This is a genomic window from Gilliamella sp. ESL0250 (assembly GCF_013345045.1).
GTDB lineage: Bacteria > Pseudomonadota > Gammaproteobacteria > Enterobacterales > Orbaceae > Gilliamella > Gilliamella apicola_H.
In genome coordinates this window covers 26,797-42,887 of the sequence record NZ_JAAEDV010000001.1, presented here as the reverse complement: position 1 = coordinate 42,887, position 16,091 = coordinate 26,797, and the positions used below count along the sequence as shown (strand labels likewise).

The following is a 16,091-nucleotide window of genomic DNA, read 5'->3' as shown; positions in this document are numbered from 1 at the left end:
GATACATTATGTTTATTGAACAAATTGATATTTCAGGATTTAAGGGTATCAATCAGCTATCTTTGAAATTAAATGCGGGCTCTAGTGTACTCATGGGGGAAAATCGTTGGGGGCGCTCGAGTTTAATTAGTGCGTTGCAACTGTTATCGCTCGATAATAAGTTTTATCAATTTGTTGAATCCGATTTTTACCATGATCAATATCAACATTATGGCGATAATATCATCATTAAGGCCACTTATTGCCAATCGCATTTACATGAATTGAATCATGAAGATTATCAACCATTATGCTCTGTTTCGTATCTATCAGAGCAAGATAATTTGCATCGAATTACTTATCAAATTTCGGCCAATAAACAAAATAACCAAATTATAACCCAACATAAATTGCTCAATGGACAGGATAAACCTGTTAATATTGAAAATGAAAAATTATTAATTGCGATTTTAATCAGCCTAAACCCAGTAATGACACTTCGAAATGCGATTAACCCTACACAATTACCTGTAACTAACGAGCCATTTTCCGAAAACTATATTGCACAGCTTTCTAACCAACTAAAAGCCCATTCAGCCGAATTAACCCAAAAGGAACTAGCTCGAGGTCTACAAGCCGCACGCTCATTATTAGCATATTACTTTGTCGATCAAGCGCATCGCTATCGTTACAAGCAAAATAATGCAACAAGTACACCAAGAACAGAAGATTGGACGGTTTTAGAACAGATCAATGACGTATTAGATAATCTGGATAATGATTATTTACGCACTGTATTTTTAGGTATTTTTGGCTCTATCATTGAAGCGAAAGGAGATTATTCACTTTCATCAAGCGCCATGCCAATTTTAATTTTAGAAGAGCCTGAGAGTTCACTTCATCCTATTATTTTATCTGTCGCATTTCGTTTACTTAAAAACTTTCCTACCCAAAAAATCATTACCTCGAACTCAAGTGATCTGGTTTCACTATTTCCATTAGAAAGCCTTTATCGATTAATCCGCCAGCCTGATCATATTGTTGCCAAATATATCGAATCCCATTCATTAAGCATAAGCGATAGCCGTCGTATTGCCTTTCATATTCTTTACCGGCGAGCTAACGCCTTATTTGCACGATGTTGGTTATTAGTTGAGGGCGAAACCGAAGTGTGGTTATTGCGTGAGCTTGCAGAACAAAGTGGTTACCATTTGAGTTCAGAAGGAGTTCAGCTCATTGAGTTTGCTCAGTGCGGTTTAAAACCACTTATAAAATATGCCAATAAAATGGGTATCCATTGGTATGTGATAACAGATGGAGATATGGCTGGTAAAAAATATGCCGATACCATAAAATCGCTATGTGGTGACGATAAAAACCCCAATGATTACTTAACCGTTTTACCTGCCCGAGATATTGAAAACTTTTTATTTAAACATGGATTTAGCCACGTTTATAAACTCGCTGCTTATAATACAACACAGCATATTGATCTGCCTGTACATCAAATTATTCAAAAAGCGATTCATAAAAGTTCAAAACCTGATCTTGCGATTGCCATTTGTGATGATGTAAAATCACGTGGTATAAACGCTATACCGCGTTTGCTAACTGAGACCTTTGCCAACATTATTAAAGTTTCTAAGGCGTTAGTTTAAGTCATCACCGTCTAAAAAATAGTTTCAGATAGATATCAAGAAGATAAAACCATTCCGCTGACATAATTTCAGCGGAATACAATGAAGATTAAATCTATTTGGTAATTCGTTTATATTTAGCGCGTTTTGGCTCTAATGCCTCAGCACCCAGTGTGCGTTTTTTCCACTCTTCGTACTCGGTAAAGTTACCTTCAAAAAATTCAACATGGCCTTCATCTTGATAATCCAAAATATGGGTCGCAATGCGATCTAAGAACCAACGGTCATGCGAAATCACTAAGGCACAGCCCGGGAACTCTAATAATGCATTTTCCAGCGCACGTAGCGTTTCGACATCTAAGTCATTGGTCGGTTCGTCAAGTAACAAAACATTACCGCCCACTTGCAATAATTTAGCTAAATGCACGCGTCCACGTTCACCACCTGAAAGTTCACCCACACGTTTTTGCTGATCAACACCTTTAAAGTTAAAACGACCAACATAAGCACGGCTTGGAATTTCAAAATTACCAATACGCATAATATCTTGACCATTTGAGATCTCATCCCAAACGGTTTTTTTATCATCCATGTTATCGCGGAACTGATCAACCGAGGCTAGCTGCACAGTTTCACCTAAAATAATGGTACCTGAATCAGGTTGTTCTTTGCCTGATAGCATTCTAAACAGCGTTGATTTCCCTGCTCCATTTGGACCAATAATGCCAACAATTGCCCCTTTGGGAATGCTAAAAGACAGATTATCAATCAACACACGATCGCCATACGATTTAGTTAGGTTATTCACCTCAATCACTTTATCACCCAAACGTTGCCCAGGTGGAATAAATAGTTCGTTAGTTTCGTTACGTTTTTGGTAATCGTTACTGTTGAGTTCTTCAAAACGGGCTAAACGGGCTTTACTTTTTGCTTGGCGCCCTTTTGGATTTTGCCGTACCCACTCGAGTTCTTTTTCAATCGATTTACGACGTGCCGATTCAGTCGAGGCTTCTTGCGCTAAACGCTGATCTTTCTGTTCAAGCCAAGATGAATAATTACCTTCCCATGGAATACCTTCACCACGGTCAAGTTCTAAAATCCAACCAGCTACATTATCTAAAAAGTAGCGATCGTGGGTTACCGCAACAACTGTGCCTTCGTAGTCATGTAAAAATCGTTCTAACCATGCAACCGATTCGGCATCTAAGTGGTTGGTTGGTTCGTCAATTAATAACATATCAGGTTTTTCCAGCAATAACTGGCAAATAGCCACACGACGGCGTTCACCACCCGATAAGTTTTCAATTTTTGCATCCCAATCAGGTAAACGCAACGCATCGGCTGCCCGTTCTAATTGGTTATCTAAATTATGCGCATCTTGCGCTTGAATTATGGCTTCTAGTTCCGCTTGTTCTTTGGCTAATTTGTCAAAATCAGCATCAGGATCAGCATAAGCAGCATATACTTCATCTAGTCGAGCCAGTGCTTGTTTAGCATCACCAACTGCTTGTTCTACAGCCTCGCGCACGGTTTGTTTAGGATCTAATTTCGGATCTTGTGGTAAATAACCAATTTTAATGTCAGGCTGTGGTCGTGCTTCACCTTCAATTTCGGTATCAACCCCCGCCATAATGCGCAGTAAAGTAGATTTACCCGCACCATTCAAACCCAGCACACCAATTTTTGCACCCGGAAAGAAGCTTAAAGAAATATCTTTTAAAATATAGCGTTTAGGAGGAACAATCTTCCCAACGCGATTCATGGTATAAACATATTGCGCCATAAAACATTATCCGTTTAATTGATTAAAAATAGCAAAAAGTATTTGCTATACGACTAATGGCGTATATTGTAGCGATTCTTAGGATTGGGTCTAGGGTTATTTACAAGAATGCTCTAATTGCTTATACAATAATGTATCTTAAATACTGATAGAATTAAAAAATGGGAGATTATATTTGTTTAAGTCTAGTAAAAACATTTTATTTTTAAATTTATTATCAATAGATTGCTAATTAAGAATATATACTAGAAAGAGTTTTATATCACTTCCCAAAAAGCCGCAATATGTAATAATGTTAATAACACATTGCGGTTATTTTAATGTAGGAAAACATCGAGTTGTTTACACTTCATCATTAAAACAATCCTCTAAAAACTCATAAAGCGTTTTCCCCAAAATTGCTTTATGCAGTTTAACCGTATTATCATAGCTAATAAATAGTCAATGATAAGGTGTTAATTTTGCTTTTTTATGTCTATTTATTACAGTTTTTTCGCAAATTACTGTAAACAATGCGAGTAAGTTCTATAATTAACTTACTCGTAATAACCTCTGTAACTTCAAAAGGTTACAGAGTCAAACTATTTGCTGAACAGATAAAACAAATTTAACTACGGCTTAACACAAGCAGCTCTGTATAGTTCATAAGTTACTCCATAACCTAAATCCCCATCCCCTAGATCGACTCGAATTGATTCTCCCTTGTATGGATCGATTGTCCAATACCAATCATAAGGATGGCTAGTTTCCCAGTCGTCAAGACCTAAATAGTGATCAGGATTGTTAAATAGGGTTCCCCATTCATTAAATAACCCACCAATCCACTTACCATTACCGCTACGATAACTCAATTGGCGTCGATAACCATTGATATTTCTTCCGGGAATACCTCCAGTCCACACATCATCATTATTTGCATTAGTATAATCTGCCACACTCGGCATCCGATAACCAATTTGATTGCAATAATCTTTTGCCTTACTCACTGAAGCATTTATACCCGCCCCTTGGGCTATATACCATCTTTCAATTTTAAAGCTATACAATACGTTAGTTTTGGCTCTATCAGAATAAAGCTTAAATGTAGAGGGACTAAAATTTTTATTAGCGCTACTATTTGCAGGACCTTTCAATACTATCTTTAAAGCAACATCTTGTGAGCCTTTTCCCCAACCAGGTGTACGTGCAGATGATAAATCTAAACTAATACCATTCCCTAACTCTGGGGATACACTAGCGCCATTAGCTAAAATAATAGCTTCTGGTGTTATGTTTGCTAACAATAAATAAAAATAAACATTATTTGTTCCTGTCGACGGGAAATTACGTTGTGGATTGTTTACATCTTGTGGAACAAATCCTTTTCCTTTTGCCCAATCCGGACCATCTAAATCTTGATATACAGTATTATTACTGGAATCGTTTGATAAATTAGGTTGGGCATAACAAACCAATGGCGCACTTGGATCAAAATAATCAGGATTCCATATCCATATATCAGCTGAACTTGCATCCCCACCTTTATCATATTTTAAACACGGGTTTTCGGACGATGGTAATATTATGGCATCACTACGATGATTATTTGCTAGACCACTTTTACTAGTTAATGCCTCTAAATTCCATGAATACGGCAATAATAACAGTCCCAACACCAACAAGATTTTTCGGAACAATGTCGATAATAATTTAAGCGATAACTTTGAGGATATAAATGAGAAAGGTGTGAAAAATTGCCTAAGTGCGTTATTGGATAAATTTAAGACGCAGGTTTGCCAGTGCTGGTGTCTGGTGTCTGGTGTCTAAAATGATAATGCATCACGTCCCACCTGTCAAGTAATGTTTTGTTTTATTTATATTTTTATAACCGATCGCTTATTTAATAAGCTTAAACCTCTATAGCGATCAAATTATAGCCGTAAAAAAAATGGTTGGCTAGCTTTTTTTGTAAAGAAATGTGAAGATAAAAACGATTCAACTCTAAGGTGATAGTAATTTTTTAATTAAAATATGATGTTATATTTCTAAAGTTTTAACTTTTGTAGAAATATTTAATATTGGTAATAACGTTCAATTTAGCAATTTTGAACGATTTAACCGGACTTATCGAACAGAAGTGTTAGATTTATATTTTTTTAACAACCTAAAGCAAGCTAGGAGAAAGACCGAACAATGGCTCACCATGTATAATACTGAAAGACCGCATGAGGTATTAAATAATATGACGCCCATTGAATATAAAACACAAAACAAGTAGCATAATTTTCTACGTTAGTTTTTTACTAAAAATTGGGGTATTTACAATACAAGACTCATTATAATATGACGTTAAAGTAAAAATAATTTTTATGTTAAGTTTTGTAAAACCCGCGCTAATTAATCTTGTTATGGAAAAAATAAAGGAATAAATTTAATCTCTATGTGAAAAGGATTTTATGAAAATAGTTATCATTTTTAAACATCCGTAATGGACAACAATATTAGTTACCCATCACGGCTTTTAAAGATTATTTTATAGCGCTATACTACTCATTACTCACTATTTTTTAAGGCGCAACACAGGCTACCTTATGAGTAGTCTTTGATGAAATATTGTATTATTGTTAATATACCATAAACATTCTCAAACCTTATGGTGATACTCACAACCAGTAGAATAGTCCTATTTCAAAAAAACCATGACTTTTTTGTTAAGGTTTGTAAAACACAACCAGATTTATTAACAAAAATGATTATCTCTTATTTTCGATAAATCTACATCTGCTAATTGTATATAAAAAGCATTGTGTTTTAATTGTTAAGATTGGTAGAAAGTACACAATTTTAATAAACTCTTTAACGTCAAAAAGTCACAAAGTTAAAATACATGCTAAATATATAAAAATAGATTTTTAACTAAGGCTTAACACAAGCGGCTCTATATTGACCATTAGTTGCTTTAGAATCATATAAATCTCCATCCCCTAAATCGACCCGTATTGGTTCTCCCTTGTATGTATCAATTACCCAATACCAATCTTGAGGATGGCTAGTTTCCCAGTCGTCAAGACCTAAATAGTGATCAGGATTGTTAAATAGGGTTCCCCATTCATTAAATAGGCCACCAATCCACTTGCCATTACTACCCCGATAACTTAATTGGCGTCGATAACCATTGATATTTCGACCAGGTATTCCACCATTCCAAATATCATTATAATTTGCATTAGTATAATCTGCCACACTCGGCATCCGATAACCAATTTGATTGCAATAATCTTTTGTCTCACTCGCTGAAACATTTATACCAACCCCTTGGGCTATGTACCATCTTTCAATTTTAAAACTATACAATAACTTAGTTTTTGCTTTGTCTAAATAAAGCTTAAATGTAGAGGGACTAAAATTTTTATTAGCGCTACTATTTGTAGGACCTTTCAATACTATCTTTAAAGCAACATCTTGTGAGCCTTTTCCCCAACCCGGTGTACGTGCAGATGATAAAGCTAAACTAATACCACTCCCTAACTCTGGGGATACACTAGCGCCATTAGCTGAAATAATAGCTTCTGGTGTTACGTTTGCTAACAATAAATAAAAATAAACATTATTTGTTCCTGTCGACGGGAAATTACGTTGTGGATTGTTTACATCTTGTGGAACAAATCCTTTTCCTTTTGCCCAATCCGGACCATCTAAATCTTGATATACAGTATTATTACTGGAATCGTTTGATAAATTAGGTTGAGCATAACAAACCAATGGCGCACTTGGATCAAAATAATCAGGATTCCATATCCATATATCAGCTGAACTTGCATCCCCACCTTTATCATATTTTAAACACGGGTTTTCGGACGATGGTAATATTATAGCATCACTACGATGATTATTTGCTCGACCACTTTTACTTGTTAATGCCTCTAAACTCCATGAATACGGCAATAATAACAGTCCCAACACCAACAAGATTTTTCGGAACAATTTCGATAATAATTTAAGCGATAACTTTGAGGATATAAATGAGAAAAGTGTGAAAAATTGCCTAAGTGCGTTATTGGATAAATTTAAGACGCAGGTTTGCCAGTGCTGGTGTCTGGTGTCTGGTGTCTAAAATGATAATGCATCACGTCCCACCTGTCAAGTAATATTTTGTTTTATTTATATTTTTATAACCGTTCGCTTATTTAATAAGCTTAAACTTCTATAGCGATCAAATTATAGCCGTTAAAAAAATGGTTGGCTAGCTTTTTTTGTAAAGAAATGTGAAGATAAAAACAATTCAACTCTACGGTGATAGTAATTTTTTAATTAAAATATGATGTTATATTTCTAAAGTTTTAACTTTTGTAGAAATATTTAATATTGGTAATAACGTTCAATTTAGCAATTTTGAACGATTTAACCGGACTTATCGAACAGAAGTGTTAGATTTATATTTTTTTAACAACCTAAAGCAAGCTAGGAGAAAGACCGAACAATGGCTCACCATGTATAATACTGAAAGACCGCATGAGGTATTAAATAATATGACGCCCATTGAATATAAAACACAAAAACAAGTAGCATAATTTTCTACGTTAGTTTTTTACTAAAAATGGAAGTATTTACAATACAAGACTCATTATAATATGACGTTAAAGTAAAAAATAATTTTTACGTTAATTTTTGTAAAACCCTCGCTAATTGATCTTGTCATGGAAAAGATACAGGAATAGACTCAATATCTATATGAAAAGATTCATCATTTTTAAATACTCGTAATGGACAACAACATTAGTTGTCCATTACGGTTTTAGTGATTATTTTATGGTACTATATTTATTGCGCACTATCTTTTAAGGTGCGACACACACCACCCTATGGGTTGCCGTTGATGGAAAATTGCTTCCTATATAGCCATCGCTATTAACGTCGTAATAGTTGTAATATGTAGGGCTGGTTTTTTCGGATGTCCAAAATACATCATATCCATATTGATTACCGCTATATTTTTCCCAGCCTATCGCAGACGGATAATACGTTTTAGGATGTCCCACATTTCCCCATTCATTAAATAAACCACCGACCCATTTGTTACCATTTTTATAACTCATTTGCCGACGATAGGTATTCCCTAGCCCAGGTATTCCCCCTGTCCAATAAGATGAGAGATTTCCATTAGTATAGTCTTCAATACCTGTGATTCGATAACCATTACCAAGACTATTACAAAATACTTCAGCACTATTATAACCACCAGCAATACCAGGCTTAATAATATACCAACGTTCTATTTTGAAGCTATAGAGCAACTGGTTATGCCCACTATCGGCATACAGCTTAAATTCTGATGGGGTAAACTTTGTATTGTTTGAATCTTTGTTTGGACCATTTAATAAAATCTTTAATGCCACTTCACGGACAGCTCCCTGCAGTTCCCAACCAGATGTCCGCTCCGCAGTGAGAGATAAGTTTACCGTGCTTTCACCACTTTCTGCAAAAACGGTTGCCCCATTTGCTGCAATGACTTGCTCAGGAGTAATGCCTGCTAATAACAAATAAAAATGCAACCCATTTGATCCCGTTGATGGAAAATTGTCAGCAAAATTATGAATACTTGCCACTTTAAATCCCTTTTTATCAACCCAATTTGGACCACCCTCCCTCCGATACAAATTCGGCTGTGCATAACAAACATAAGGTCTATCTATTCTAGGGCTGATATAATATGAGGTTGCTTCTTCACTAAAGCTAGTTATTTTGGGTATACCATACAAAGTAGATAATTGGCCACCTGTTGCCTTAACTTCTAGCTTATAAGGAGCATCACACGGATCTAATGTTTGTATTTGATTGTTTCTGATTTGGCTTGTAATGTCTATTCCATTTTTATCCTGCCATACCACAGTTAAATCACCTGTAGCACTCACATTTTTATCGCCATCATCATCCGCCCAATAGCCATATGAACTAGCTAGATTGTTTAAAGCAATCCTTGGATAACTGTAATTACCATCACTGACTAAGGGAACTAACGTTTTAATACTAGAAAAGGTTGTGGTTCCACCAGATAATACTATTGGTTTTTCCACACTTGAGGAGTTTTCTATCCCATTAGGATATAGCCCTGATGGACTGCCTGGTGCAACATACTGGCGACCATCTGATAACGTTATGCCTAATAGTCCTTGACTGTTTGTTACTTTAGTTCTACCACCATCAAAAGTGAAATAAGGCGCGCTCCCTTGAATCACCGCTGTTGTGGTTGCAGATAAGGCAATAGCATTACCCGATATCATTAAGCCCAACGTTGCAATTACCGCTCCATAAACATAACGTTTAATATGTGAGCTCGATGATGTGGTTCGCAAAGTTTGGTTAAAAATCTTAACTGTATTTGATGTCGAATTTTTGGGGTGTTCAAAAGTTGGTTTTGTGTTTCTACCCATTCTACGTCTATTCCATTATTATTAATTATTTTTCTGATTGATTTCTTTATTTTCTATAGAGAAATCACCTAGCAATACTATTTTTTATAATACTAATGATACTTTATTCATCAATTAAAAAATCGCTCGCATTCAAACCATAATCATTAATAACAACATGAGTTTTGATTTCCATCAAAATATAATGCTATTTCAAATAAAAAAGAATAACTTTTTTGTTAAGTTTTGTAAGACTCATGCTAATTGATCTTGTTATAGAAAAAATAAAGGAATAGATTTAATATCTATATGAAAACGGATTTATAAAAAGAGTTATCATTTTTAAACACCCGTAATGGACAACAATATTAGTTGCTCATTACGGTTTTTAGTGATTATTTTATGGTACCATATTTATTGCGCACTATCTTTTAAGGTGCGACACAGACTACCCTATGGGTTATCGTTGTTTCGTAATTGCTTCCTATATAGCCATTGCTGTTAACATCATAGTATTCTCCAATGCCCGAAAATTGGAATGCCCAATATATGTCGTATCCCCATGGACCTCCACTATTTTTCCAGTCTATCGCAGCGGGATAATCCTTATCAGCCGAATCCAATTTTCCCCATTCATTTAATAAACCTCCCACCCATTTGTTACTATTTTTATAACTCATTTGCCGACGATAATAAGGACCTACACCAGGAGCACCATCTTTCCAACGATACCCATTCGCATTAGTATAGTCTTCAACATCTGGAATTCGATAACCATTACCAAGACTATTACAAAATAGTTTAGCATTATCATAACCACCAGCAAAACCAGGCTTAATAACGTACCAGCGTTCGATTTTAAAGCGATAAAGTAACTGGTTATGCTCACTATCAGCATACAGCTTAAATTCTGAGGGGGTAAACTTTGTATTGCTTGAATCTTTGTTTGGTCCATTTAATAAAATCTTTAATGCCACTTGAGGGCGAGAAAGAAAAGTAGATTTTTGTTCTGCTGTGAGAGACAAGTTTACCGTGTTTCCGCCACTTTCTGCAAAAATGGTTGTGCCATTTGCTGCGATGACTTGCTCTGGGGTAATGCCTGCTAATAACAAATAAAAATGCAACCCATTTGACCCAGTTGATGGAAAATTGTCAGCAAGATTACTAATACTTACCACCTTAAATCCCTTGTTATCAACCCAACTTGGATCCTTTGTCTCTCCCCAGCTATTAAGTAGATTCGGCTGTGCATAACAAACATAAGGTCTATCTATTCTAGGGCTGATATAATATGATGTTGCTTCTTTACTAAAGCGAGTTATATTGGGTATACCATACAAAGTAGATAGTTGACCACTCGTTGCCTTGACTTCTAGCTTATAAGGAGCATCACACGGCTCTAATGTTTGTATTTGATTACTTCTGATTTGGCTTGTAATGTCTATTCCATTTTTATCCTGCCATACCACGGTTAAATTACCTGTAGCACGCACATTTTTATCGCCATCATCATCCGCCCAATAGCCGTATGAACTAGCTAGATTGTTTAAAGTAATATTTGGATAACTGTTATTACCATCGCTGACTAAGGGAACTGACGTTTTAATGCTAGCAAAGGTTGTGATTCCATTAGGTAATAATATTGGGTTTTCCACACTTGAGGTGTTTTCTATCCCATTAGGATATAGCCCTGATGGACTGCCTGGTGCAACATACTGGCGACCATCCGATAACGTTATGCCTAATAGTCCTTGACTGTTTGTTACTTTAGTTCTACCACCATCAAAAGTGAAATAAGGCGCACTGCCTTGAATCACTGCTGTTGTGTTTGCGGATAAGGCAAGCGCATGGTTTGCTATCGTCAACTCTAACAATAACACACAAATTAATTGCAATGCATAATGCCCCACAATTTTTAACGTTAAATGATTTAGTTGACCAAGATGAGGGATTATTGGTTTTGTCATAGCATATTTACTCATTATTCGTTAATTTTTTGCTTAGTTAGGTGTTTTCCATATTAAAAACACCTAACTACCTGTTTTTCAAATCACTAACAATGTTTTGACTATCAATAAAAAATGACTTTTAAAATTGATAGCACTTAACCTGCAACTACTGACAAAAATACAAGACTAATTATAATCAAAATATAATGCGACTTTAAAGTAAAAAAATGACTGCTTTATTAAGATTTGTAAAACACTTTTACGGTGGTTATCAAAACAAGTTTGGATAAGAAGAACAACATATTAAATGCTAATAACCAAACTTAATTTTCAAAAATTAGTAAAAAAATCCAGTATCAAAAATTGACATTTATTAACACTGATAATTAACTATGAAATATGAACATAAATATAGTTATAACCCAATGATCTACAAGCTGGATAGAATAGTTAACTGAAATCAATCAAAAAATATCCTCCGCATTTAGCTCAATTCAGATGGAGGATATTTCAAGTTATATTATAAAAATGTGAAAATTTGTTCTTTTGGTAAGCGTGATTTTGGTCGATACGCATTGCCGTCATTTTCGGCTCGATAGCCTAATGTGGCAACAATAATACTTTTAAGTCCTTTGCTTTTCAGATCTAAGATCTCGTCCATTTTTTGGGCGTCATATCCTTCAATAGCCGTTGAATCAATACCAATTGCCGCTGCTGCAAAAAGCAGTTGCCCTAATGCCAGATAAACTTGCTTACTTTCCCAACATTGTTGCGATTCAATGGTTGTGCTATTGAGCTTTACAAAGTGTCGACGACCTTGATCTTGCGCTTGTTTAAGATCGGCTGAAGGATATCGACCGTCTTTATCTTCTTGATTAAGCAGGTTGACTAAATGGGCTTCATCTATTGGCGTTTTAATACAAAAAACAATAGTGTGCGAAGCGCCAGTCACTCTTGGTTGATTAAATTCAAGTATAGCGGGTAAAATTTTATTTTTGGCTGCTTCGTTATCAATCACATAAAAATGCCATGGTTGTGAGTTAACTGATGATGGGCTATTTCTTAAAACAGTTAATAATTGTTCAATCTTGTCGGCAGGAATTTTTTTGGTTGGATCATAATGTTTAGTCGTATAGCGTTTTTGAGAAATATCAACTATGTTCATTGTTATACCCTCGTGTGTTATTCTTTTCATTATTATAATTCGGTTTCATTATGTCTCAACTTATTATTTTAATAGATTTGTCAAATAGTGAAGCAATACTTATTAGCATTGGGTACTTTATTTTAATAAAATATAGAATATATTAAGATTGGTTACAAATAATCATTGACACCACTAATATCATTTGGTAAAAATATCATCAGTTTTAGTCTGTATTAATTACAATCAAAATAGAGATTTTTTATGTTTGTTAACTATTTATCACTCGACCTCAGCCTCCTCCTCGCATCAACTTGCGCGGATAGCTTGTGTGTGGAGTAAAAGAAGTAGTTAAATAAAAACTCAACAAATTACAAGAACCCGCGCTAAAGTGCGGGTTTTTTGTTTTCTTAACTTGAAATACCGTAATAGCGCTAAAATATATAAAAAGGAAAAACAATGAGCGATCAAGTCATTATTTTTGATACAACGTTACGTGATGGCGAACAGGCATTGCAAGCAAGTTTAAGTGTTAAAGAAAAGTTACAAATAGCGCTTGCACTTGAGCGAATGCGAGTCGATGTGATGGAAGTTGGCTTTCCTGTATCATCACCCGGTGATTTTGAATCGGTCCAAACGATTGCTAAAACCATTAAAGATAGCCGAGTTTGTGCCTTATCTCGTTGTGTTGATAAAGATATTGATGTTGCTGCCGAGGCATTAAAAGTTGCCGATCAATTTCGAATTCATACTTTTATGGCAACATCAACCTTACATGTTAAAGATAAATTAAAAATGACATTTGATGATGTCATTGAGCGGGCTGTGCACTGTATTAAACGTGCACGTAATTATACTAATGATGTGGAGTTTTCTTGTGAAGATGCAGGTCGTACCCCAATTGATAACTTATGTCGGATCGTTGAAGCAGCAATTAAAGCCGGGGCAAGAACGATCAATATTCCGGATACTGTCGGTTATACTGTCCCTTATCAATTTGGTGGCATTATTCATACCTTATTTGAACGTGTCCCGAACATTGATCAAGCGATTATCTCTGTTCATTGCCATGATGACTTGGGCATGTCGGTGGCTAACTCGATTAGCGCGGTTCAAGAAGGCGCTCGGCAAATTGAAGGGGCGATGAATGGTTTAGGCGAACGTGCGGGTAATACCGCACTTGAAGAAGTGATTATGGCAATCAAAGTTCGCCAAAATAGTTTAGATGTTCATACCAATATCAATCATCAAGAGATTTATCGCACAAGCCAAATTGTCAGTCAAATTACTAACATGCCTATTCCGGGCAATAAAGCAATTATTGGTAGTAACGCTTTTGCGCACTCGTCAGGGATTCATCAAGATGGGGTTTTAAAAAATCGTGAAACTTACGAGATTATGACCCCAGAATCAATCGGCTTAAATCAAATTCAATTAAACTTAACCTCTCGCTCAGGACGCGCCGCGGTTAAACATCGTTTAGAAGAACTGGGTTATCACGATAAAGATTATAACTTAGATCAAGTCTATGAGGCGTTTTTAGAACTGGCTGATAAAAAAGGTCAAGTGTTTGATTATGATTTAGAAGCATTAATCTTCATCAACCAATTGAAAGATGAAAAAGAACATTATGTTTTGGATTATTTTAATGTTCAGTCAGGTTCAACAGTAGTTTCAACTGCTTCAGTCAGTTTATTAATTGGCGATAAAAAGTATTCTGATGCAGCAACGGGTAATGGCCCTGTCGATGCGGTTTACCAAGCCATAAATCGGATTACTGGCGAGCCTATTTCGATTGTCAAATACCAATTAGCTTCTAAAGGACAAGGTGAAAACGCGTTAGGGCAAGTGGATATTGTTGCAGAATATAAGGGACGTAAGTTCCATGGTGTTGGACTTGCAACCGATATTGTTCACTCATCCGCTTTGGCTTTAATTAATGTATTAAATAATGTGTATAGAGCAAATCAAGTTGCCCAAGAAAAACAAAAATTACACAAAGATTAAATAATAATTTGTTTTGCTCGTGCAACAGCAAAATAAGAAAATTAAATAAGATTGAAAAGGAATAAAAAATGTCACAAAACTACCATATTGCAGTTCTGCCCGGCGACGGCATTGGCCCAGAAGTGATGAAACAAGCCTATAAAGTATTAGACGTTATCCGCAAAAAATATCAACTTTCTATTACTACTAGTGAATATGATGTCGGTGGTGCAGCGATTGATATTCATGGTTGCCCATTACCTAATGAAACCCTTGAAGGATGCGAAAAAGCCGATGCTATTTTATTTGGCTCAGTGGGTGGGCCAAAATGGACTAACTTACCCCCCGACCAACAACCTGAACGAGGTGCGTTATTGCCACTACGCAAACATTTCAAATTATTTGCTAATATGCGCCCTGCTCGCTTATATAAAGGGTTAGAAGATCTTTGCCCATTACGGGCTGATATTGCCCAGCGTGGTTTTGATATTTTATGCATGCGCGAATTAACTGGTGGTATCTATTTTGGTTTACCGAAAGGACGAGAAGGAAGTGGTGCTCAAGAAAAGGCTTTTGATACTGAGATGTATCACCGTTTTGAAATCGAACGTATCGCTAAAATGGGCTTTGAAGCCGCACGTTTACGCCGCCAAAAAGTGACATCAATTGATAAAGCTAATGTATTGCAAACCTCAATTTTATGGCGCGAAGTAGTGAATGAAGTTGCTAAAAACTATCCAGATGTTGCTCTTGAACATATGTATATCGATAATGCCACTATGCAATTAGTTAAAGATCCTTCACAGTTTGACGTAATTTTATGTTCAAATTTATTTGGTGATATCTTGTCTGATGAATGCGCCATGATAACTGGCTCTATGGGAATGCTGCCTTCCGCCAGCCTTAACGAACAAGGATTTGGATTATACGAACCTGCGGGCGGTAGTGCACCAGATATTGCAGGTAAAAACATTGCCAATCCAGCAGCACAAATTCTATCTTTAGCATTGCTAGTACGTTATAGCTTAAAAAGAGATGATATTGCCTCAACTATCGAAACAGCCGTAAATAAAGCATTAGAGCAAGGCTATCGTACTATTGATCTAGCCCAAAAAGAACAGCCAGTATCGACCGATGAAATGGGTGATATTATTTGTAAGCTGCTTTAACCGCATGGTTTGATTATAACCGTAAATAAAATAATGCGATAAACTAAGTCTTTAG

General features: G+C 35.8%; 9 protein-coding genes and 2 pseudogenes. 5 read left to right on the top strand and 6 right to left on the bottom strand.

Going from position 1 to position 16,091, the window contains the following annotated elements; genetic code table 11:
* Positions 1–8 precede the first annotated feature (8 nt).
* Complete coding sequence (locus GYY69_RS00195) at positions 9–1,637, top strand: DUF2813 domain-containing protein (protein ID WP_174795866.1); 1,629 nt, start codon at positions 9–11, stop codon at positions 1,635–1,637.
* A 94-nt stretch (positions 1,638–1,731) separates the two neighbouring features.
* Here the strand turns inward: GYY69_RS00195 and ettA are convergent, their stop codons facing one another.
* Entirely contained in the window at positions 1,732–3,399 is a 1,668-nt protein-coding gene (gene ettA / locus GYY69_RS00190; RefSeq protein WP_174795865.1) for an energy-dependent translational throttle protein EttA, read from the bottom strand.
* A 611-nt stretch (positions 3,400–4,010) separates the two neighbouring features.
* A complete protein-coding gene (locus tag GYY69_RS00185) occupies positions 4,011–5,036 on the bottom strand; it encodes a hypothetical protein (protein WP_174795864.1) in 1,026 nt (341 codons plus the stop codon).
* 443 nt (positions 5,037–5,479) lie between these two features.
* Between GYY69_RS00185 and GYY69_RS00180 the strand changes: the two are divergent.
* Positions 5,480–5,656, top strand: a pseudogene (locus tag GYY69_RS00180) (integrase core domain-containing protein); the annotation flags it as partial.
* A gap of 638 nt (positions 5,657–6,294) precedes the next feature.
* Here GYY69_RS00180 and GYY69_RS00175 read toward each other — a convergent pair.
* Complete coding sequence (locus tag GYY69_RS00175; RefSeq protein ID WP_174795862.1) at positions 6,295–7,323, bottom strand: hypothetical protein; 1,029 nt, start codon at positions 7,321–7,323, stop codon at positions 6,295–6,297.
* 443 nt (positions 7,324–7,766) lie between these two features.
* Between GYY69_RS00175 and GYY69_RS00170 the strand changes: the two are divergent.
* A pseudogene (locus GYY69_RS00170) lies at positions 7,767–7,949 on the top strand (integrase core domain-containing protein); the annotation flags it as partial.
* Positions 7,950–8,216: 267 nt separating this feature from the next.
* On the opposite strand, the gene GYY69_RS00165 reads toward GYY69_RS00170, so the two are convergent.
* The 3 genes from GYY69_RS00165 to nfsB all read right to left on the bottom strand — a co-directional run bounded on the left by GYY69_RS00165 (position 8,217) and on the right by nfsB (position 12,902).
* Positions 8,217–9,809, bottom strand: a complete 1,593-nt coding sequence (locus GYY69_RS00165; protein WP_174795860.1) for a hypothetical protein — start codon at positions 9,807–9,809, stop codon at positions 8,217–8,219.
* Between the two features lie 410 nt (positions 9,810–10,219).
* Positions 10,220–11,755, bottom strand: a complete 1,536-nt coding sequence (locus GYY69_RS00160; RefSeq protein ID WP_174795859.1) for a hypothetical protein — start codon at positions 11,753–11,755, stop codon at positions 10,220–10,222.
* Between the two features lie 502 nt (positions 11,756–12,257).
* Positions 12,258–12,902 (bottom strand): oxygen-insensitive NAD(P)H nitroreductase, encoded by a 645-nt coding sequence (gene nfsB / locus GYY69_RS00155; RefSeq protein ID WP_174795858.1) that lies wholly within the window; start codon positions 12,900–12,902, stop codon positions 12,258–12,260.
* A 438-nt stretch (positions 12,903–13,340) separates the two neighbouring features.
* On the opposite strand from nfsB, the gene leuA reads away from it, so the two are divergent.
* Complete coding sequence (gene leuA, locus GYY69_RS00150; RefSeq protein WP_174795857.1) at positions 13,341–14,888, top strand: 2-isopropylmalate synthase; 1,548 nt, start codon at positions 13,341–13,343, stop codon at positions 14,886–14,888.
* A 68-nt stretch (positions 14,889–14,956) separates the two neighbouring features.
* Positions 14,957–16,036: a 3-isopropylmalate dehydrogenase gene (leuB, locus tag GYY69_RS00145; protein WP_174795856.1), complete on the top strand. Its 1,080-nt coding sequence runs from the start codon at positions 14,957–14,959 to the stop codon at positions 16,034–16,036.
* Positions 16,037–16,091: the final 55 nt, after the last annotated feature.

Bases quoted from the DNA above. Each gene is read 5' to 3' on its own strand.
- GYY69_RS00195 (WP_174795866.1), top strand. From the start codon at position 9: ATGTTTATTGAACAAATTGATATTTCAGGATTTAAGGGTATCAATCAG.
- ettA (WP_174795865.1), bottom strand. From the start codon at position 3,399: ATGGCGCAATATGTTTATACCATGAATCGCGTTGGGAAGATTGTTCCT.
- GYY69_RS00165 (WP_174795860.1), bottom strand. From the start codon at position 9,809: ATGGGTAGAAACACAAAACCAACTTTTGAACACCCCAAAAATTCGACA.
- GYY69_RS00160 (WP_174795859.1), bottom strand. From the start codon at position 11,755: ATGACAAAACCAATAATCCCTCATCTTGGTCAACTAAATCATTTAACG.
- nfsB (WP_174795858.1), bottom strand. From the start codon at position 12,902: ATGAACATAGTTGATATTTCTCAAAAACGCTATACGACTAAACATTAT.
- leuA (WP_174795857.1), top strand. From the start codon at position 13,341: ATGAGCGATCAAGTCATTATTTTTGATACAACGTTACGTGATGGCGAA.
- leuB (WP_174795856.1), top strand. From the start codon at position 14,957: ATGTCACAAAACTACCATATTGCAGTTCTGCCCGGCGACGGCATTGGC.